Source organism: Acinetobacter sp. 1125_18A, assembly GCF_052824985.1.
The window spans coordinates 26,998-49,202 of record NZ_VTDG01000011.1; the positions used below are offsets into that span (position 1 = coordinate 26,998).

The window sequence follows — 22,205 nt, forward strand, 5'->3', positions numbered from 1 at the left end:
GTTGCTTTGCTTTCATATATAAAATTTGTAGACCCGACTTTGAGTTTTAAGCCAATAATATAAAATCTCTGATACAATTTAAGGGAATTAATCATTAAGCTGAATTATAAATGACATCAATTCTGAAATTAGATGCGCTGAAAAATGCTGAAGTTGCAAGTACGCCTTATCCGTATTTTGTGGTTGAAAATGCTTTGGCTGACAGTGAAGTCCAGGCAGTAATCCAAGACTTTCCTAAAATTGAACAGGGCGGAAGCTTTAACATCGAAGATGTAGAAATTAAGCCTAATTTTGATCGCTTTCTAAAATCATTGGATACACCAGAATTTCGTCAAATTTTAACAGATAAATTTGATGTCAATGTGATGGAACATCCGATGATGATTACTTTACGTGGCTACTCTCGTCAAAAAGATGGGCGGATTCATAGTGATTCAAAAAGCAAATTGTTGACGGTTTTGATCTATTTAAATGAATCTTGGGATGCACCAAATGGACGTTTACGTATCCTCAATGACGATAAAGACATCAATAACTATGTGACTGAAATCAATGCAGGACCAGGCTCACTGGTTGCATTTAAAGTGACTGACAATGGTTGGCATGGCTATATTCCTTATGAAGGGCAACGTCAATCTATTCAAATTAACTTTTTGACCAGCGAAAAAGCCAATGCAAAACATAAGTTTTTCCACGGTTTAAGTGCCAAGGTAAAAAAGATTTTTGGATAAAAACAAAGAGGATAAATTTCGGTTTATCCTCAATTTAAATTGCGAGCTGTCTCAACTTTTTATCAATGTCTAAGGTTCTTATCAATGGATAGCGGCGATAGATAGATTCCACAATTATAAATTAATCATTTAAAATCTTATTATTATGTGTGCTAATTTTAAACCGATCAGCTTAATACAAGTTCAGCAGCTTGGCTTACCCGCGATACCTTTCTCGTATGAAGATGAAATATTTCCAAGCTTTCAAACGCCGTTGTTATTTAAATCTAATCAAGGGATTGAATGGCGTTTAGTCAACTTTGGTTTAGTGCCAAAATGGGCTGAGGATAAAGAAGCAGCAAAACATACTTATAATGCAAGAAATGAAACGCTGATGGAAAAGCGCAGTTTTGTAGAGGCTTTTAGCAAGTGCCAATTTGGCGTGATCCCCGTGACAGAGTTCTATGAATCCAAATACATCAATGGCCGACCACAGCGTTGGGGGGTAAGGCGTAAAGATGGCCAAGCTTTTTATATTGCGGCATTGTATGAGATTACCCGATTAAAAACCGGTGAAGTTGTTCGTTCAGCTACCATGATCAGTATGGACGCCCACCCCCATCCGATGATGAGTGAATTCCATGAACCTCGAACAGATAAGCGTTCGGTGGTAGTCATTCCACATCATCGACTTGATGAGTGGTTGGGCTTACAACAGCCCAATATTTCGAGTTTTATTGAGGGTTTCCCTGTGGCGGAGTTTGAGTGTTTTTATTGCCCCAAAGTATCAAATAACAAAAACTCGCCACAGTTGAACATCTTTGATGAAGAATCTTAAGGATTAATGTGCAAGATTCTTAAAGATGATTTTTAAATTTTCCATGGTTTTTTCAATTTGTAGTGGTGTTAAACCGTCAAATGACTGTTCAAGTACAACACTCATTAAATCGTTAATTTTTAGCGTCATTTGTTGACCAGCTTCTGTTAAATGTACTCGTGTAATACGTGCATCATGTTCACAAGAGTAGGTATCCACAAAGCCTTCCTCTTTTAAGCGATAAACAATTTTAGTCGTCGTCGACATTTTTGAAACGATCATTTCCGAAAGCTCAGAAACACTTGCATCTGGTTTGGCTTCTAAAGCAACTAATAATCGTCGTCTAGAGTTGTCTACCCCATACTTTTTAAGTACGTGATCTAAATTTAAAACATACTGAGAATGAACTTGACTGATCCAGTAGTATGGGAAATTTTCGATATTAAAATTTTCAGCTGCAGGTAAAAATTTTGCATATTTTTTAGTCATTTAGAGGTCCCTGTTTTTTGTAATTATTGCCATATATTAAGCGGTAATCATATTTTACTTTGAATACTTGAATCAATATGTGATAGATCACTTAATGAAAAAAACAAGTAAAATCGACGAAATGTAAATTTTGCTTGAACCAAACTTAAGTTAAAGTATTCAGTAAAGGCATTGTATAACTGTCTTAAATTAGATAAAAAGTAGTAATACCTTGCGTAAATTTAGTCGCTTCTTCATGCAATTTAGAATGAACAGAGTTCATTCTCTAGTTGTTAGTGTGGAATCGAAAGTTTCAAAACAACCGCAAAGGTTGATTTTATTGAAAGTCATTGAATGTCCCTGTGTCATAGTGGCTCCTCCTACGTATATTTCAGCTTGCTTAAGTATGAAAATTACCAAGAAGATGTTGTTAAAAGCAAGCTTATTAGTTAAAAAAATTAACATCTTATGTTATTTTAACTGAAAAATAAGAAAAATCAACTTGGCTTTACTGTTAATAATTAGGTTTGATTACGTCATAATGGGAATAAATCTAAGTATTTCCTCCCTAAATGCCCATATATCCGATTGAAAATCATTAATTAAATTAAAGCGGTTTATACCGTTAGAAGGTAAATAGCATTTAATAACTATAGTTATACACAATTTATATTGAAAAAAGCTAATGACATTTTTGTTAGATTGAGTGAAAAATAATTTGAATAAGATGAATCGGCATCTGTAAAGCATCGAATTGATCATGCGAGGCAGGGATTACTTACAATTCACCCGTATCGCAAGGTTATTCATAAGAAAAATCTTAAATAAATGTAAAATTTTTGTGAAAATTAATTACAACTGCAAGATATTGTGCATAATTAATCTAATTTAGTTGAAAAGGTTTCATTCATGGATCCGTCGTCGTGTAGGTCAAATTTATTTTTCTTCTTATATATTGATAATAATAAGCAGGAGCTCTAATAATGGAATTTTTATTAGACCCTGGAATTTGGGTTGGTCTTTTAACCCTAATTGTTTTAGAAATTGTACTGGGTATTGATAACCTGGTCTTTATCGCCATTCTTGCAGATAAACTTCCTCCTGAACAACGAGACAAAGCACGTATTATTGGCTTATCTTTAGCCCTAATTATGCGTTTAGGTTTGCTGTCTATTATTTCGTGGCTGGTCACATTAACCAAGCCTTTAATCGCTTTTGGCGGGTTGTCTTTCTCAGGTCGAGACTTAATTTTATTATTCGGTGGACTGTTCCTCGTCTATAAAGCCGTCACTGAACTACATGAAAAAATGGAAGGCAAACCTGAGGTTAAAAGTTCAGGTGCAGTTGTTTATGCAAGCTTCTGGGCAGTTGTGGCGCAAATCATCGTTTTAGACGCAGTATTCTCTCTTGATTCGGTGATTACCGCGATTGGTATGGTCGACAATATCTATGTGATGATGGCCGCTGTAACGATTGCTGTGGTTGTGATGTTGATTGCTTCTAAACCGTTAACAGCATTTGTCAATAAGCATCCGACAGTCGTGATTCTATGTTTAAGTTTCTTATTGTTGATTGGTGTGAGTTTAATCGCTGAAGGTTTTGGTTTCCATATTCCGAAAGGCTATATTTACTCGGGTATTGGTGTGGCAATTTTAATTGAAGCTTTTAACCAATTTTCCAGCCGTAATGTTGAAAAGCATCAGTCGAAAACGCCGTTGCGTCATCGTACCGCAGACTCAATCTTAAAATTGATGGGAAGTAAGCTGGATGCAGATTTATTACAAAGCCCTGAAGCTTTAGCTGCTCAAAAAGCCTTTGGTGATGAAGAACGCTATATGGTTGGTGGTGTATTGACACTTGCTGAACGCTCAGTTGCCTCAATTATGACGCCAAGAAATCAAATTTCGTGGATCAATCTTGAAGATGATGCGGAAAGTATTCGTCAGCAAATCTTGGCTGTACCACATAGTTTATTCCCGGTATGTCGCGGACAATTGGATAAAGTGGTTACGGTTGTACGTGCTAAAGAGTTAATTGATGTATTGGATGAACCAGAGCAATTACAAGCCTTGCTTAAACGTAGTCGTCCGATTTTTATTTTTGAAAAAATGAAAGTGATTGATGCTATTCATACTTTAAGAACGTCTAAGGGTTCTTTGGTCTTGGTGAGTAACGAATTTGGTAATATCCAAGGTTTGATTTCTCCGTTGGATGTGTTTGAAGCAATTGCGGGTGAATTCCCAGATGCAGATGAACAGTTAGAGTTGATCAAACTGAATGATACAACGTGGAAAGCATCAGGTATGCTTGACTTGTATCAGCTTGAGCTGGAACTTGGCATGTTGGATCTAGTTCAAGAAGACTCAGGTTACTTTAGCGTAGCAGGTTTGATTTTAGACAAGACTCAAGGCGAAGCAAAAGTAGGCACTCAGATTGAACAAGAGGGCATTTGGTTTGAAGTCATCGAAATGGATGAAAATCGGATCAAGACGGTAAAAATTACCCGTCCAGAGCAATTTTCGTAACTGTTTTACGATTAAATCGCAAGCAGATATAAAAAACTAAAAAAATGCCTCATTAATGAGGCATTTTTTTTGAATAAAAAGAGCACTTAGATAGGATTACTTATCTAAGTACTTAAAACTAAAAATTAATTTAAAATATTTTGTGCCATTGTTGGCCATAAATTTTGATGTGACTTCTTAAACATTAACATATGACCAATGGCTTTATGGCCTGTATCTTTCGGTTTAAGCTCTATCATTTCTGTGGTGGCTTTTGGATACAAGCGAAGTAAGTCTTTGACATTGGCTTCTGTAGCGATCTCATCATCCGATGACCAATACACTGTAATTGGGCATTGAATTTCGTTGTGATAGTCCTCGAAAATCGTTTTACCTATAGCGTTCATCACATAACCGGGTTTACTGCAAAATTCAGCCCATTGTTTTGCAACATTTTTGGGTAAATTTTCTCCCATGCCTAAAAACTTGGTTGCGCCATAGCCTTTGACTAAGCTTGAAACAGGGAAGATCATTTTAAACATGACAGGCGCCATACGTTTGGTTCGCCCTTTAAGTCCTTTTACATGTCCTGTAGAGCCTGAAATTGCAATTACTTGTGCCACTTTCTTGTAATTAGAAACAATGCCTAGTAATTGTCCCCCAGCACTATGACCTAAGAGTATGACTTGTTCTTTACCTGTTTTATTCAGCAATGTTTCAATAGCAGCAGGAATATCCAGTTGTCCCCAGTCTTGGATACTTGCAGTGGACTGACGAATAGGACCATGTAAAGACTCACCTATACCACGAAAATCGAAGACTAGTACATCTAAACCTTGTTGGGCAAGCCATTCTATAAAATGATGATAAAAACCTTGGGTAATACCTGTTGCAGGACAAACCAAAATAGGCAATTGATGGGTTGATTGTTTTGCCGGATAAAAACGTGCAGTTAAGCTATAGCTATCTGCACAAGTTATGGTTAAATTTTCAAATGTATTCATAACAATTCAATGGGGGATGCTTTAATGATTACTTTACATAAGTTCTAAAAAGAAACTTGATGAAAGTATGACTTATGAGTCAAAGGTAATATAAATATTTTAAGCTGTTGGAATTAGGATGTTTTAAATGGATTTAGTGAGTTTAAGTTTGTCGGTAAAGTTAGCTTTAATATTTAGTGGGATTTATCTATGGGTGGGTATGCTAACAGGGGTTTGGAAATATTACCAAATTAGTCGATCAGAAACGGCTCGAGCTCATTATTATGTCGATATCGCACATCGCAGTAGCTTGCTTTATGCTCCAGCCACTTTGATTTTAGCGGTGATGGCCTATTGTTCAAGCTGGACAGAAACCACAAATTTAATATTTGTCTTGATTAATTTATTCTTTTTTAGCTTTTCAATTGCCAGTTATGTTTTGCATGGTTTTTTAAAAGATACGACAAATCAATTCAAAGAACCACACCAATTAGGAACAATGCACTTACCGAAAATATTGTTACGTATAGCAATGCTGTTATTGGTACTCGGGGAGATTGTTGCGACTGGAGGATTATTACTAGGAATGTTTAATACTTTGTTTTAATACTTAAATTTTTATGATTTTCTTATTTAAGATGGATGCATGGCATCCATCTTTTATTCTGTAATCTTCGCGAGTTTACGAGATTTATGATCGACTACATCCCAAACATAGAAGGCAGCAGAAACGACTAATGCATAGGCAAAAAATTCAGGTTTTAAATTGCCTTGAATGAGTCCATGAATAAACAGAGTCACTAAAAGTGCAAGTGTTGTACTTAGATAGATGACCAGTTTTGTATTTGTCTTCAAAGAATTAATGAAGACTTGCTTATTGAAATGTATTGATAACATCCCCATTCCTCCTGTCTGCTCGACAAAAACCACATTGTTTTAGTCTGGATTGGTTTATTCAGTTGTACCATATCTAATTATTATTTCAAGAGCAAATAGCTCTATTATTCAAAATAATTATGACATATTTATTACAAGTGATGATTATTTTATAAAAAATGAAAATATAAGTAATTTTTTTGATAAATGATGTAATTGTTGTTGAAGTAGTGTGAGCTAGTTATCAAAATAAAATACAATAACTGAATAGGTCTTGAAAGTATTTTCGACTAAAGTTGATAAAAATTATGCAATATTTATGCAAAAATCGAAAAAAATGACTATTTTTTCAAAATAATTCAATTTTGGCATGGAGAACGGTTCACTCATTCAAAAAAAGCAACAACGCGACTGAATTTATCTTTGTTGAATTAAAATTAAGTTTTAGTATTTTTAGCCAAATGTTTTTTATACGTAGAGCAAAGCTTGATTTGATCTATTCAGGTGCATTGATCACATGTTTGAAGCACTAAGATGGATCAAACAACGCTTTAAAAATTGTGTCGCAAACAATAACGGCCTGTGGGGTAAACATGACAATTATTGATCACTGTTAAAATAAGATTTGGGTAAAATCAAATTTTAAGGATGATAATTAAAAAGCTTTATTTTTTAACTTTATCAATTACGACACAGATGATTAACACGATCAATGATGGGATCACCCATGCAAGATTCTGTTCATTTAACGGTAAGTTTTGAATCATCAAAGGTAAGCTGTCTTTAAAGCTTGTGACTTTAATTCCTTCAATAAGACCAAATAAAAATGCAACGCCAGTAACAGGTGCGATAACCGTGGTTGGGTTATTGAATTTACCCCAAAAGAAGCTCAATAGAATGACCACAATTGCTGGTGGGTAAATTGCACTGAGTACGGGAACTGAAAAAGCAATCAGTTTGGTTAAACCTAGATTTGAAATCACCAATGAAAACAACACCAAAATAACCACTAAAACTTTATATGGAATTTTTGTCAGTTCAGAGAAGTATTCAGCACATGCGCAGGTTAAACCAATCGCAGTAACCATACATGCAATAAAAATCAAAGCTGTCAGGAATAAAGAGCCTAAGTCACCAAAAGCATGTTGAACATAAGCATGCAGGATCACTGCGCCATTTTCAGCATTTGGAGCAGCATCATGACTGCCTAAACCAAGTTTAAATAAGCTGAGATAAACCAGCGTTAAACCTACACCAGAAATCAAACTTGCAATAATGGCATATTTGGTTACGAGCTTTTTATCTGTGACACCACGAGAGTGGATTGCATGAATAATCACAATACCGAAAACCAAAGCGCCTAAAGTGTCCATGGTTAAATAACCATTTACAAAACCTTCAGAAACAGGGCTGGTAGCGTAATTGTTGATCGCAGGAGAAATTGAACCAGTCGGGATCAGAAATGCTGCAATACCTAAAATTGCCAGTGCAATAATTTTTAGCGGCGCAAGAATATGACCCACTGTATCCAATAATTTATTTGGATAAAGAGAAACTAAAGTTACAAATGCAAAATAGATAACACTATAAATAAATAATGCTGTACCACCATTTCCAAAGTATGAGGAAAAACCAATTTCATAAGAAACAGTTGCAGTACGAGGTGTAGCAAATAATGGCCCAACCGAGAGATAACACACTACAGTCAGTACTAAGCTTGCGACTTTACCTAAAGGCGAGCTTAAAATCGCAATAGAACCTTCAGTTTTAGAAAGTGCCATAATGGTAATAACAGGTAAGCCTACAGCTGTGACTAGAAAACCTAGCGCTGCGAGCCATACATGTTCACCGGCTTGTTGAGCAACAATGGGTGGAAAAATAATATTGCCTGCCCCAATAAATAAGGCAAAGGTCATAAAGCCTAAAGCAATAATATCCTTTGTACGGAGATTAGTCATAAACTGTGGTTGAAAAAGCAAAACAGCGATTTTAGTAGAAATAGCTTATTTTTTGTATTTTATTTTATGGATAATATTCCCGTTTTTTATAAATTTTAACCAATTAGTCATATTGATTATATTTATGTGGATGATTCACAGTTAATTTTCAAAAATTGAAAAAATCAAAATTTTCAAAAAATATAGAATAGATAAAATCATCATATGGAAAGATTATACTTATTCTAAAATTTATGTGCTTGATTTTGCATTTTTATTGAATAAGATAGGCGGTAAATTGCCCTAAACGTATTGAAAAGGCATATAATATTTTTTCACTTTTGCGGACAGATCCAATGAAAGCTTCTACAGTCACCATTAAAACCGAACAAGACCTTGAAAAATTAAGAGTGTCGGGGCGTTTAGCTGCTCAAGTTTTAGCAATGATTGGTGAATATGTGAAGCCGGGCGTGACGACTGAGTATTTAGACGATATTTGCAATGATTTTATTGTCAATACGCTGAAAGTGATCCCTGCAAATATTGGATATTATGGTTATACCAAAACCACCTGTATTTCTCCAAATGAAGTGGTCTGTCACGGTATCCCATCAAAACACAAGGTTTTAAATGATGGCGATATTATCAATATAGATGTTGCGATTATCAAAGATGGTTATTTTGGTGATACCAGCCGTATGTACTATGTGGGTACAGTTAAACCTGAAGCGAAAAGACTGGTTGAAACGACTTATGAGGCAATGGTGGCTGGGATTCATATGGTCAAACCCGGTGCAACACTCGGGGATATTGGTCATGCAATCCAACAAGTTGGGCAACGTGAAGGTTATACGATCGTTCGTGAATATTGTGGTCATGGGATTGGTAAGATTTATCATGAGCAACCTAACGTATTACATTATGGTCAACCCGGACAGGGCTTAGTGCTTAAAAAGGGTATGGTTTTTACCATTGAACCAATGATTAATGCGGGGAAATCCAGTGTCAAAGAGCTGAAAGATGGCTGGACTGTGGTTACTGCGGATAAGTCTCTGTCAGCACAATGGGAGCATATGGTTGCTGTCACAGATACAGGATTTGAGTTGCTTACTCCTTGGCCTGAAGGCACTGGTAGCTACCCTGAAATTTAATCTTTAGACTTTGGTCTAATGAATGAATTATGCTCGATGATTTATTGTTTTTTTATCTTTGAAAATGAGATTTTTCTCACTTTATTTGCTGAAAATGTGGTTCTTTTAGGGGGTGTTTTCGGTTGAGAAATATCCAATAATTGTTTTTAAGTATTGGTTTAAATATTAACCAATCGCTAAGATAGCTTCCAGATTCTCGCTGTAGTTTCTATTGTTGTTTCAAGCTTTCTAGCTTACCCATCCTAGGGTAAGCTTTTTTTTGTCTATCGCTTCTCGATTTGCTTTGATTCGACGATTGAAAATTTAAAATAAGATGAATGAGCCTCCATTCATCTTATTGATCAGAATGCTATTTTTTAAGTTTAAAGTTTAAAATAAACGAAACAGCGAATCCAAATAGGAGTCCCCAAAAAGCGGAACCAATCCCAAAAAACTGAACACCTGATGCACTGAATAAGAAGGTGAGCAGTGCGGCTTCACGATCTTTGACTTCATGAAATGCAATCGCAATATTATGGCTAATCGTACCAAACAAGGCGATCCCCGCTAATGCCACAATAAAAAGATGTGGAAAAGACATCAATAGACTTGTCAATGTTGCCGCAAATAGCCCCATCAAAATATAAAAGAAACCACAGCTCATGCCAGCAATATAGCGCTTCGCAGGGTCTGGGTGAACTTGGTCATCCAGACTGACTGCAGCACTGATTGCAGCAATATTCACGGTATAACAGCCAAATGGTGCAAGCAAAGTCTGCGCTGTACCTGTCCAACCAATAAGTTGGTTAACATGGGGTTTATAGCCATAACTTTTAATCATCGCAATCCCTGGTAAATACTGAGATGCCATATTGATTACAAATAAAGGCAGTGCCAATCCGAGAATTGCAGACCATGTGAACTCAGGTGTCATCCATACTGGTTTTGCCAACCCCCAATGTAAGGTTGGAACATGAAACTCCATAAAAAATGGACAAATGATGATTCCAGCGATCACGGTAATCACAATACAATAACGTGCCCATAGCCGTTTAGTGATGATATAAACCGCCAAGAGGCTAAGAATAAATGCCCAGTCGTTTTGCATACTGGCAAATAGAGCAATACCAAACTTGAGTAATACGCCTGCCAGCATGGCACTGGTCAAACTCTGGGGAATATACGAAATAATTTTTTCAAATATGCCTAAAAAGCCTAGCGTGGCAGTCAGTAAACCACTCACCAAGAAAGCACCAATTGCTTCATAGAGTGAGTAGCCGCTGGCAGTGGCAATGATGAGTGCAAGTGCAGCGGTTGACCATGAGGTAGCAACAGGATATTTGAATTTCCAAGAAAGAATTAATCCTGAAAGACCTATACCTAAACCGAGTGCCCAAAACCAAGAGGTAATTTGTTCAGGGTTTGCGCCAAGTAATTGAGCCGCTTGTATGACGAGTACAGCCGAAACACTGATACCAATTAAGAAGGTAATGAAACCTGCAAATACAGCAGGTATAGAGAAGTCTTGGAGTAACTTTTGCATGATCCCTTGCTTTTAAATTTGATTGAATGGTTGAAAATGCAACCATCATACATGGATCATTTTAAAGCTTATAGGGTTAATTGGAATTAAATAGCAAAAGGAAAAATAAAATTGAATAAATTCTCATTTTGGGAGAATTTGGCTTTTTAAATCTAGAACTGTTTTAGTTGAAAACAATGTATAGATAAGCTGTCAAAAAACGCTGACACAAGAATATAATTTCCCTTAATGAGTATTTATAATCAAATCAATTACATGGAAAAATAAATTATTTGATTATAAAAAGCTTGCAATGCCACACCTTACATTCAAAGTTTAAATAGCTTTGCGTAGGCGATGCCTCACTTTTCAGAGATGAAAAGTGACACAAATCTTCTATTGAGCGGGGGTATGTCCTGTACCCCCGCCCAACGGCGACATCCATGTCGCCCCACGATAGGATCACCATCTAGAATTAAAAACTAAAAAAATGAATTAATAACCAACAGTTTCTAAAAGTTCATACAAAACATAAACTTCATTTATGCTCAATGACTTGATGCAAATCATTTGTATGAATAATTATGCGGTTTGACTATAGATTACCCATTGATAAAGATTAGATATTGCCTTGAATAGAAAGCGCAGTTTATCCAAAAGAATGCTTTTAATCGGGAGATTTATTTAGCTAAATCAGCTTACATCGTTGAAACAGCAAGCTTTATTCCAAAAGCACAGAACAGTAAACCTACACAAGCAACACAACCCGCAGCAATTTTGTAGCGTGTATTGAAAAAAGTGGCGAGCTTAACACCTGAGAAGATTAAGATCGTCAAATAACCCATACTGATGATTTGCAGAATCACAGAAAGTGCTGCAAAGCTTAAAGCAGGGTAAGGGTAATCAGGGTCAACAAACTGAACAAAGAACGAGAGATAAAATAAAATTGCTTTTGGGTTGAGTAAGCTAATGGTTAGCGCTGTTCGAAATGGGTGGAATTGTTTGTTAGATGCAGTATTCGATGTATTTGTTTGTAGCGTTTGTGGTTTGCTCTGCCAAGTTTTGATACTTGCGATCAGTAAACGAATACCGAGATAAGACAGATAGCTTGCACCAACAACTTTGAGAATGATAAATAACCAAGGAAAGGCATGTAGTAGAGAGGCAGCACCTAAAACAGTGCAGAGAATCAGGATTAAATCTCCTGTAAATACGCCTAAAGCACCGATATAGCCCGTTTTAATTCCAAATCGAGAGGCAATTGACATCACATACAATGAGTTAGGACCGGGTAAAATGACGATAAAAATAGTCCCTAGTATATATGTCACAATATCGGTAATACCAAACACAACATTCTCACTGTATAAGAAAAGCGAAATAAAAAAGCCGAGTGTTTATGATAACAAACTCGGCTTTAGAGTGTGAGCGATTTTAGTGCAATTTTAACCAAAAGCGCATCTACAATTTAGATTTATATAAATCATTCTAAATACATAGATTAGTCAATAAAATCAGCATCTAGGCCAAAAGATTGACGCAATAATAATGCAAGTTGTTCACGCGCTTTGATAAAACCGTCAATCCCGCTTTGCAATAATTGGAATGCCATTAAATCAGCTTCCAATTGTTGTTTAAATTCTGCTTTAGAGATCTCTTGATGTTCTTGAGCAGTCTGATCAGTGTCTAAGCTGAGTTGAGAAAGAACATGACGTTGATCATTGTTCAATTTTTCAAGCAGACCCGGTGCAACGGTTAAAAGGTCGCAACCTGCTAAACCTAAAACTTGGTCAATGCTACGGAAGCTTGCGCCCATCACTTCAGTTTTGATTTGATGTTGCTTGTAGTAATGATAAATTTGTTTAACAGACAATACGCCTGGATCTTTCTCAATTGGATAGCTTTCTACATTTTCAGCTTTTTTAAACCAATCTAAAATACGACCGACAAATGGAGAAATCAAAGTAACATTGGCATCTGCACAGGCTTTGGCTTGGTGTAAACCAAAAAGCAGGGTTAAGTTACAATGAATACCTTCTGCTTCAAGTACTTTCGCTGCCTGAATACCTTCCCATGTAGAGGCAATCTTGATCAAAATACGGTCTTGGTCGATCCCATATTCTTTATACAATGCAAGTAGCTCTTTAGCCTTGGCAATGGTTTCTTCGGTATTATAGGAAAGGGCTGCATCCACTTCTGTTGAAACACGACCTTCTACAATATTTAAAATTTCGACACCCAATTTGACGGTGAGAATATCGATGGTGCGTTCGACGAGTGCATCTAATTCATAACCTTCTTTTTTTGCTTGAGCATAGGCATCTTCAATTAGCTCACGACTTTCAGGCTGTTGTGCTGCTGCTGTAATGAGTGAAGGGTTAGTCGTTGCATCCAAAGGGCGAAATTGTTGAATTGCGTTTAAATCACCTGTATCAGCAACGATAGTGGTTAAGCGTTTTAATTGATCTAATGCAGATTGTGTCATTACCGATTATTTCTTAGTTAAAATATTTGTGATTTATTTATAACACAATGCGATTTGAGCAAAACAGGAAAATGTACTGAAAGGCCTATTATTTTGTATGAATTCTTTGATTTCGAATGTAATTAATCAAAAAACGAGCAGCTGAGCCTAAGTTGCTCTCACGACTCCAGACTAAGTCGACAAAATATTCAAATTTTGGTGTGAAATCGAGCAAATCTAAGATTTTTAACTTATGTTTGAGCTCTGGATTTTCATTAAACATTTCTAAGGGAAGTACCCCCCAACCCAGTTCTTTTAAAATTAAAGCACATGCTGAGTGGTGATTGTCTGTCCGCCAATAGTTTTTAGAATAGAGTAATTCGGGTTTAATGGTTCGATCACGACTTGCCACGACAATTTGTCTGGATTGTAGGATTTGTTCAAAAGTAACTTGTTTATGTGCTGATAATGGGTGATGAATAGCTGAAACAGGAACCAAGGCTTCTTTTTTAAATTCGACAAATTGCTCACGGCTTTCAAGTATTTCACGTTCAAACATCAATGCCAGTTGTGCCGTCTGATTCATCAGCATTTTCAGCGCATCTTCTTGTGGTGCTGAGAAGATATTAATTTCTAAAGTTGGAAAGTGCTCTCCCAGCAGTGCAATGTATTCAGCCCAGTCTGTATGCAATAATTCTGAAACCACCACGATATTTAATGAGGATTCCAAGCCTTCGCTAAGCGCAATCGCTTGTTGTTTCCACTGATTCATTTCTACCAGCAGTTGTTCAGTTTTTTCATATAAGCGTTGAGCTTGAGGTGTGGGTATTGGTTCCCGCCCTACACGATTAAAGAGTTTTAGATTTAAGTCTATTTCCAAGTTGGCGATAGACATACTGACAGCGGAGGGAACTTTGCCAAGCTGTCGTGCTGCTGCTGAAAATGAACCTGTTTCCATCACTGTTTTAAAGATGGTGAGTTGTTCTTGGTTGATATTCATGCGCTTGGCACCATTATGTTTAGTTTTTCAGTCTTTAAATTTACTCCAATTCACGCAACCTTTCAATAAAATTGAAAGAACCTGACTCGATTGATCAATATTATAAAAATATAATGCAACCATCGAATCAAGAAAGAGTAGTTTTAAATGATGATTTCCAAAAGAAGGGTTATTCATGCATTAAGCTATGAAGTCATCCTGTTGGTGATCATAGCGATTGCATTAAGTTTTATTTTTGAAGTGCCAATGGAAGTTACCGGCGTATTAGGTGTTGCAATGGCCGTGACTTCAGTGGTTTGGAATATGGTGTTTAACCATTTCTTTGAGCAATTTGAACGTAAGAGAAAGCTTAAACGTACCATTGGTGTACGTATTTTACATGCCATTGGTTTTGAGGGTGGTTTGATGTTAGCCACGATTCCAATGGTTGCTTACGCAATGGATATGTCTTTGTGGCAAGCAATTTTATTGGATTTTGGAATGACCACCTGTATTTTGGTGTATACCTTTATTTTCCAATGGTGTTATGACTTGATTGAAGAGCGTATGGGGGCAAAACCTGTACATTCTTAATTAAGCCTGCAATGCATTTATTTTAAATTTTAGTGAAAATTTCAAATGTGTTGCGATAGAGATCCCCTTAGTTTTATTGAAAAGTAAGGGGATCTTTTTTATAAAAATTTAATTAAATTAATTTTCTGGAAAAATTGTTTGATTATAAAAAAACTGCAATGCCACACCTTACATTCAAAGTTTAAATAGCTTTGCGTAGGCAATGCCTCACTTTTCGTAAGAGATTCCAAACCTTGCGCTGCAAACAAAGCTATGCTTTGTTTTTGCTCATGTTTGGCGAGGGGTACGTCCTTTACCCCCCGCCCAACGGCGACATCCCTGTCGCCCCACGATAGGATCACCATCTATGATTCAAAAGTACAAAAATGAATTGATAACCAATTGTTACTCAAAGTTCATATAAAAACATAAGCTTCATTTATGATCAGTTGCTTGATAGAAGTCACTTGTATAAATAATTAGGTGGTTTGACTATAAGGAATAAAAACTAGGTAAAACATAATCAATAAAGATAAAAAACCGTTACACGATCACAGCTCAGTTTAAACAAACTTTTGCAAAAGATAATTGGAATTCAATTTGTTTTGTAAAATTGTTCGCCTACAATAGGGTCTGTTAACATTTCATAAATGGCTTGCGTTGTAGGCTAAAATTGAGCAGGCAAGGCATGAAACGAAGAGAATAGCGAGACTATTTTCGAGTTTCATAACACAGACTGAGATAATTTTAACCACAACCCTTCGGGACTAGAGTTTTTTTGTCGCTACGTCGTTACGAACTACTCATTTAGCTGACTAAATTTCGTATTTCGTGCCTCGAATCGTCTAAAAAAACTCGTTGTCGCAAACATAGAAGAAGTGTCAACAGACCCTAATAAATTCAATATATGTAAGAGATGGATTGAGGCAAATATGGTGCAGACAGTTCAGGAGCAGCTGCCACATAGACACCAGCTTGCTGCTCAAGAATTACTTCAGGTTTCAGCAAATTTAAATAAGATTTATCTTGATCAATTTGACTATTTGTCCGAGATTACTGCGCACAACTTTTTCCAGTTTGATCCACAGCAGCATAAATTCAGTCTGGCAAATCAGTTACTCAATATCTACTTTGATGAAGAAAAGGGTTTAATTTTTGCTTTAAATTTTGAAAAGTTTCCGCGTTGTTTAGAAAATAAAATCAATATCAATCGTTTTGTTCAATATTTCTCAGAAAATATTTATTTTTATACAACAAAATATCATGAGATACATCCGACTGATTTAAAGACCAAAGCCCAAATCATTCGCCAAACACTGATTGAACAGGTTTTTGAGTGGGTGGATGGTGAAAATCGGGTAGAGCAGTATTTATATAATATTAGTGAAGCAGATGCAGAACGTATTGATCAAATTTTGCTGCACTACGAATATTTTGATTATGCCTATGTTTCTGATTTTGCTAAATATGGTAAAGCGATCCCTTTAAGTGTTGAAATTAATATTAAGCATTTAGTACTGATTAATTCTGTATTGGGTCAAGAGTTTTTGCCGATTCAGTTATTGGTACCTAAATTTCAACAGGCCATTTTTTCTTTAGATCAGTTTATTCCAGCGCATTATTTGCGTATTTTAAAGATTTTCCACCCAGAAACATTACGCTTACATGAACTCAGTCAGTATTTTGCAAGTTATCAATTACTGGCTGTACATGCTCAAGAACAACCGCAAATGCTTGCTTATGCAAAATATATGAAACGGGGCTTTTGGCAATATCAGGATTTATTGAGCAAGCTGCACTTTTTACAAAAAGATGCTGAATATTGGGAACAGGATCAAGTTCCACAATTTCCAATTTGTAGCCTTAAGCGCACTGCAAATTGGCTATTTAAACAAGATGAACAGGTCAATGATTGGATTAGTCGACATATAAAGGATCCCAATGTCAGGATCACGATCACAGCATTAAGTCTGATTGATACTTCAAAGATTTATCCTGAAGTCACTATAAGTGTTTTAAAGTATTTTAAAAATATTGCAGCGCGGCTATTTTTAATTGAATGTCATTCCTTTGCAATTACAAATGAATGGCAAAATCACCAAAAGAACAATCGTTATAGTTTTTTAAAAACAGAGATTGAAAATAAATCGAATAAGAAAATAATTTCTAATTCTTATTTATATATCGAAGAATGGTTGGATTTCGCTGCGTTGATGTTGGCGGATCAACCACAGATGTATAAAAAAATATACCTTAAGATAAATCGTATCATTCAAGCATTTATGCTGTTTGTACAACACATTGCTCAGGGCTTGCCCACGCAACTGATTAAGTTTATTGATCCGCAACGACAACAACATGCTGAATTTTTTATTCAGTTGCAAAAGCACAATATAACAGTCGATGATTTCCGTAAAAAACTGAAACACATGCAGATTGGTCGTGCATCTAACCATAGTATTTATGACAGCTTTGTTTTGGACTATGTGATGCATTTATTTAATGATCATCACGATATAGAGCGGAATGTCACTTGGTCTGGTCTATATCAACAAGCACAGCGTTGGCATCAACATCATTATTTTGTTGATACCTTATCGACACTTAAACAAAAAATAGATGTAGAGCATTGGGATCGCGTTGCACCAATGCAAAAGATTTATTTTGAAGAGTGGTGCTATGAAGAACTGAATAGCCTAAAACGAATTATTCAAGAGTCGTTGGTGTTTAAACACTGTTTGGCATTGTCCTATTGTGCGCGGATTGTAGATCGTGAATATGTAGCATTTCATGTATCGAAAGTTGATGATGCGACTCAGGAAATGACTTTGGGTTGTTATTATAAATTAGGACGTTTGGTCTTTGATCAATTGCGTTTACCCAACAATCATATTCCTGATGAGTTTTATATATTGAAAGCTCAAGCTTTTATTGATGATGTAAATCAGCATTTAAAATGGAAAAGCAGTATTCAACCCAATGAAGAATTGGGGAATTTATAGTTTGACGCAGATCATTTTTGAGTGAGTGACTTGGCTTTAATTCACTTTTCATGATGCATTTGGCTTAACTTTTTATGCAAAAATCGTTAGGCTATAGCCGTCCCATCCTGTTTAGGTAATTCAAGGCTGTTATGAAACAAGAAACTGCACTCAAACTTATGAAAGCGGGTGAAAATGTCTTTTTGACTGGATCTGCTGGTGCAGGAAAAACCTATACGCTTAATCAGTACATCAATTATTTAAAAGCACGCAAAGTCCCTGTTGCAATTACAGCATCAACGGGGATTGCAGCAACACATATGAATGGCATGACGATTCATACTTGGGCAGGCATTGGGATCAAAGATACGCTGACTGATGATGATTTAAAGCGTATGAAAGAGCGTAAATACTTAAAAGAGCATTTAGAAAATGCCCAAGTCTTGATCATTGATGAAATTTCAATGTTACATGCCAAACAGCTTAATTTGGTTAATCAAGTTTTAAAATATTTTAAAGAATCTGATGATGCTTTCGGTGGTATTCAAGTGATTGCAGCCGGAGACTTTTTTCAGCTGCCGCCTGTAGGAAAAAATAGCGAATTAAATCGAGATAAATTTTGTTTTATGTCAACCGCTTGGGTTGAAGCAAAATTTCGTGTTTGCTACCTGACAGAGCAGCATCGTCAAGATGATTCGGCATTGAATGACGTACTCAATGCGATTCGTGCCCAGAATATTCAGCCACAGCATATTCAAGCGCTACAAGATACCCGTAATCAAGACATTGGCGATACCTACACGCGTTTATATACCCACAATATGGACGTGGATAGCATCAACTTTCAGCATCTCAATGCGATTGAAGGGGATGATCATCAATTTGTAGCGGTGACAGATGGTAATGAAAAGCTGATCGAAACATTGAAATCTTCTGTACGTGCACCTGATGAGTTGACGCTTAAAAAGCATGCCAAAGTTATGTTCGTTAAAAATAACTTCGATATGGGCTATATCAACGGTAGTTTAGGTGAAGTCATTGGTTTTGAAGAGGACGATGAACTAGGAATGTTACCTAAAGTCAAAATGACCGATGGTACAACCTTATTGGTTGCGCCAGAAACATGGTCTGTTGACAATGAAGGTGGTAAAACCATCGCCAGTCTACAACAAGTCCCATTACGGTTAGCTTGGGCGATTACTATTCATAAATCACAAGGGATGACCTTGGAAGCCGCGGAAATCAACTTAAGCCATACCTTTGAAAAAGGTCAGGGTTATGTGGCTTTATCCCGGCTTAAATCGATTCAGGGTTTAAGATTATTAGGTTTTAATGATCAGGCGTTGGAACTGGATAGTCTTGCAATTAAAGCAGATCGCCGTTTTCAAGAGTTATCCAATGAAGCTGAAGTGCATTATGCAGATTCAGACTTAACCACACAGCACAATGCCTTTATTCGTCATTGTGGCGGGACGTTAAATACCACTGAAATTGAACGTAATGAAAAGAAGCTGGCGCGTAATAGTGGTAAAACCAATTATGCTTCGGCAACACTTGATGAAACACGTGAATTGTTTGAAAGTGGCTATGAGATTCAGGATATTGCGGTTGAACGTGGATTAACTCCTGCGACGATTATCAATCATTTGGCTCGTTTACATCGAGAACAAGGTTTAGATATCTCGATTGCAAATCCCGGTGAAGAAGTTGTAGAAAAAATTCGTGTGATTTATAAAAAATTAAAGAAACGTCAAGATCCAAGTCATTTTAATGATGATGGTGCGATTAAATTGCGTCCAATCGTTGATTTAACCAGTCCCAAAATGGGCTATGATCAGGTACGTTTGGCATTGTTATTTGTTGAGTGATAGATGTTTTTAGTGATGAATTAATGGCTAAATTTGAGAAAAAGTTATTAAGTCCACGTTTAGCTATTTTGTCTAAATACAAATATTCTAATAGTTATAATCTCTGCTTTCAGTTGTGCCCATTTTATTATGCGCATGAATTGATAGATTCAAATATTTCTTTTGAAGGGTTGGAGCTACCATCTCCATTTTTAAAAGATTTGCTTGGGTTGACGTTGGTTTTTGATGAAAATGAATGTGATGCATTTAATGGGTGTTTTACCATTAAAAGTATCCATAATCCTGTCGATTTATACCAATTGGCATTTATTGAAAGTCGTGACGGTTATCTAAAAGTGATTGCGAAAATCAAGATCGATTTTGAGTTTGAGCAATTTGATGATTTTGAAAATCTAGAATTGGTGATCAATGCTACTGTTGCATCTCAGATCTTATGATTCAATCGTTTTAAGTTAAAAAGAATGAATTAACACAGATGCTTATTGATGATTTTGTTAAGGTCTATCAATAGAATACAATAGATGTGGTGCTTTGAATGAGATAAAGAACCATAAAGCGCCCTAGTCCAGAAATGTTTCATCTCATGGTTATTCTTATTCTAAAATTAAAGTGAATTTCAGCATCGTATAGCTGTGTAGTAAATTTGGATGCTATACTCGCACTTTAACTTCCTTCAAAACCAGCGCTTTTTTATGACACTTACGCCACCTTAAGTTTATTTACCTCTTCTAATCTGTAAATAACTCATCACTGTCTAGTGATGTGGTGTAGTCGTTTGTGTGTCGTATATCACATCACTAGCCTATCAAAAAATCAAAAAAATAGGCGCTATTTATGTTATCTAATATCCGAGAACAATGGTTCTCTAACATCCGTGGGGATGTGCTTGCTGGACTTGTTGTGGGACTTGCACTCATCCCTGAAGCTATCGCTTTTTCAATTATTGCTGGTGTAGATCCAAAAGTGGGTTTATATGCATCATTTTGTATTACCGTCGTGATTTCGTTTGTTGGGGGACGTCCAGCAATGATTTCAGCAGCAACAGGCGCTATGGCATTGCTTATGGTCACTTTAGTAAAAGAGCATGGCCTTGAATATTTACTTGCTGCAACAATTTTAACGGGTGTGATTCAAATATTTGCAGGCTATTTGAAGTTAGCGAAGTTAATGCGGTTTGTTTCTAAATCTGTAGTGATTGGCTTTGTGAATGCTTTAGCTATCTTAATTTTTATGGCTCAGTTGCCTGAATTTGTGAATGTGACGTGGCATGTTTATGCTTTGGTTGCATTAGGTTTGGTAATCATTTATTTATTTCCGCTCATTCCAAAATTAGGAAAAATACTGCCTTCTCCACTTGTGTGTATTATTGCAATTACGATATTGGCAATGAGTCTTGGATTTGATGTGCGAACAGTTGGGGATATGGGGGCTTTGCCTGATACGCTTCCAATATTTTTACTTCCAGACATCCCTTTGAATGTTGAAACATTGAAAATTATCTTGCCGTATTCATTCGCATTAGCGGCAGTTGGTTTACTTGAATCTATGATGACAGCGACGATCGTGGATGAAATGACTGATACACCAAGTGATAAATATCAGGAATGCAAAGGGCAAGGAATCGCGAATATTGCATCTGGTTTTATAGGAGGAATGGCGGGTTGCGCAATGATCGGTCAATCTATGATTAATGTGAAATCAGGCGGTTTTTCTCGCTTATCAACATTTTCAGCGGGTATTTTTCTTCTTATTCTTGTTGTATTTATTAGTGACTGGCTCAAAGTGATTCCGATGGCTGCATTGGTTGCTGTAATGATTATGGTCTCTATTAGTACCTTTGAATGGCGTTCTCTAACTAGCTTTAAAGCAAATCCTAAAAGTAGTAATGCTGTGATGATCGTGACCGTCATAGTGGTCGTGGCTACTCATAACCTCGCATTAGGTGTACTCAGTGGCGTTTTGCTTTCAGCGCTATTTCTTGCCATTAAATTAGAAGATGATATTCAGGTGAAGTCTACTTTTGAAGGTTCAGCACGTTTATATGATTTAAGCGGTCAGATTTTCTTTAGCTCTTCTGAAAAATTTATGCAAAGTTTTGACTTCAAGGAGAAAATTTCAAATGTAATTATCGATTTGACTCACTCCCATATTTGGGATGTCACATCTGTTGCGATGTTGGATTCTGTTGTAAGCAAATTTCGTAAGAATGGAATCAACGTCACAGTACGTGGTTTAAATGAAGCGAGTTCAATTATGATCGATAAGTATGGCACACATGCCAGAATTTAAATTAATGAGACTCTATATTTATGTAGAGTCTCTAAAATCGGTATAATCTTAATTATGCAAGTACTTCGTAATATGAATTAGCTAAGATTCATTTATGGGATATA

At 36.3% G+C, this 22,205-nt stretch carries 18 protein-coding genes; 10 read left to right on the plus strand and 8 right to left on the minus strand.

The window, feature by feature from the left end; translation table 11 throughout:
- Positions 1–110: 110 nt before the first annotated feature.
- Positions 111–731, plus strand: a complete 621-nt coding sequence (locus tag FY049_RS17040; protein ID WP_004719624.1) for a 2OG-Fe(II) oxygenase — start codon at positions 111–113, stop codon at positions 729–731.
- Positions 732–876: 145 nt separating this feature from the next.
- Entirely contained in the window at positions 877–1,548 is a 672-nt protein-coding gene (locus tag FY049_RS17045; protein ID WP_224963730.1) for an SOS response-associated peptidase, read from the plus strand.
- 3 nt (positions 1,549–1,551) lie between these two features.
- On the opposite strand, the gene FY049_RS17050 is transcribed toward FY049_RS17045, so the two are convergent.
- Positions 1,552–2,016, minus strand: a complete 465-nt coding sequence (locus FY049_RS17050; RefSeq protein ID WP_004719627.1) for a MarR family winged helix-turn-helix transcriptional regulator — start codon at positions 2,014–2,016, stop codon at positions 1,552–1,554.
- A 962-nt stretch (positions 2,017–2,978) separates the two neighbouring features.
- On the opposite strand from FY049_RS17050, the gene FY049_RS17055 reads away from it, so the two are divergent.
- The gene (locus tag FY049_RS17055) at positions 2,979–4,520 is read left to right on the plus strand and encodes a TerC family protein (RefSeq protein ID WP_004719629.1); all 1,542 of its coding nucleotides are present in this window, start codon (positions 2,979–2,981) and stop codon (positions 4,518–4,520) included.
- A 125-nt stretch (positions 4,521–4,645) separates the two neighbouring features.
- On the opposite strand, the gene FY049_RS17060 is transcribed toward FY049_RS17055, so the two are convergent.
- Positions 4,646–5,503, minus strand: coding sequence for an alpha/beta hydrolase family protein (locus tag FY049_RS17060; RefSeq protein ID WP_056511789.1), 858 nt, complete (start codon positions 5,501–5,503; stop codon positions 4,646–4,648).
- A gap of 127 nt (positions 5,504–5,630) precedes the next feature.
- Between FY049_RS17060 and FY049_RS17065 the strand changes: the two genes are divergently transcribed.
- A complete protein-coding gene (locus tag FY049_RS17065; protein WP_224963729.1) occupies positions 5,631–6,089 on the plus strand; it encodes a hypothetical protein in 459 nt (152 codons plus the stop codon).
- Between the two features lie 53 nt (positions 6,090–6,142).
- Here FY049_RS17065 and FY049_RS17070 read toward each other — a convergent pair whose 3' ends face one another.
- Positions 6,143–6,379 (minus strand): hypothetical protein, encoded by a 237-nt coding sequence (locus FY049_RS17070; protein WP_004719635.1) that lies wholly within the window; start codon positions 6,377–6,379, stop codon positions 6,143–6,145.
- Between the two features lie 644 nt (positions 6,380–7,023).
- Positions 7,024–8,316, minus strand: a complete 1,293-nt coding sequence (gene brnQ, locus FY049_RS17075) for a branched-chain amino acid transport system II carrier protein (RefSeq protein WP_056511784.1) — start codon at positions 8,314–8,316, stop codon at positions 7,024–7,026.
- A 335-nt stretch (positions 8,317–8,651) separates the two neighbouring features.
- Here brnQ and map point away from each other — a divergent pair, with 335 nt between their 5' ends.
- A complete protein-coding gene (map, locus tag FY049_RS17080) occupies positions 8,652–9,446 on the plus strand; it encodes a type I methionyl aminopeptidase (protein ID WP_151802897.1) in 795 nt (264 codons plus the stop codon).
- Between the two features lie 349 nt (positions 9,447–9,795).
- Here the strand turns inward: map and FY049_RS17085 are convergent, their stop codons facing one another.
- The 4 genes from FY049_RS17085 to aceR all read right to left on the minus strand — a co-directional run bounded on the left by FY049_RS17085 (position 9,796) and on the right by aceR (position 14,411).
- Complete coding sequence (locus FY049_RS17085; protein WP_034617575.1) at positions 9,796–10,968, minus strand: benzoate/H(+) symporter BenE family transporter; 1,173 nt, start codon at positions 10,966–10,968, stop codon at positions 9,796–9,798.
- A gap of 677 nt (positions 10,969–11,645) precedes the next feature.
- Entirely contained in the window at positions 11,646–12,299 is a 654-nt protein-coding gene (gene leuE, locus FY049_RS17090; RefSeq protein WP_224963728.1) for a leucine efflux protein LeuE, read from the minus strand.
- 149 nt (positions 12,300–12,448) lie between these two features.
- Positions 12,449–13,432 carry a transaldolase gene (gene tal / locus FY049_RS17095; protein WP_446084044.1) on the minus strand — a complete coding sequence of 328 codons (984 nt, stop codon included), beginning with the start codon at positions 13,430–13,432 and terminating at the stop codon, positions 12,449–12,451.
- Between the two features lie 88 nt (positions 13,433–13,520).
- Entirely contained in the window at positions 13,521–14,411 is an 891-nt protein-coding gene (gene aceR, locus FY049_RS17100) for an HTH-type transcriptional regulator AceR (protein WP_004719646.1), read from the minus strand.
- A gap of 147 nt (positions 14,412–14,558) precedes the next feature.
- Here aceR and aceI point away from each other — a divergent pair, with 147 nt between their 5' ends.
- The 5 genes from aceI (at position 14,559) to FY049_RS17125 (ending at position 22,101) form a co-directional block, all read left to right on the plus strand.
- On the plus strand, positions 14,559–14,984 hold the full coding sequence (gene aceI, locus FY049_RS17105; protein WP_004822192.1) for a chlorhexidine efflux PACE transporter AceI: 426 nt from the start codon (positions 14,559–14,561) through the stop codon (positions 14,982–14,984).
- A gap of 911 nt (positions 14,985–15,895) precedes the next feature.
- Positions 15,896–17,965 carry a hypothetical protein gene (locus FY049_RS17110; protein WP_446084045.1) on the plus strand — a complete coding sequence of 690 codons (2,070 nt, stop codon included), beginning with the start codon at positions 15,896–15,898 and terminating at the stop codon, positions 17,963–17,965.
- 131 nt (positions 17,966–18,096) lie between these two features.
- Positions 18,097–19,812: an AAA family ATPase gene (locus FY049_RS17115; protein WP_004822190.1), complete on the plus strand. Its 1,716-nt coding sequence runs from the start codon at positions 18,097–18,099 to the stop codon at positions 19,810–19,812.
- Positions 19,813–19,835: 23 nt separating this feature from the next.
- Positions 19,836–20,249: a hypothetical protein gene (locus FY049_RS17120; RefSeq protein ID WP_446084046.1), complete on the plus strand. Its 414-nt coding sequence runs from the start codon at positions 19,836–19,838 to the stop codon at positions 20,247–20,249.
- 397 nt (positions 20,250–20,646) lie between these two features.
- Complete coding sequence (locus FY049_RS17125; RefSeq protein WP_446084047.1) at positions 20,647–22,101, plus strand: SulP family inorganic anion transporter; 1,455 nt, start codon at positions 20,647–20,649, stop codon at positions 22,099–22,101.
- Positions 22,102–22,205 lie beyond the last annotated feature (104 nt).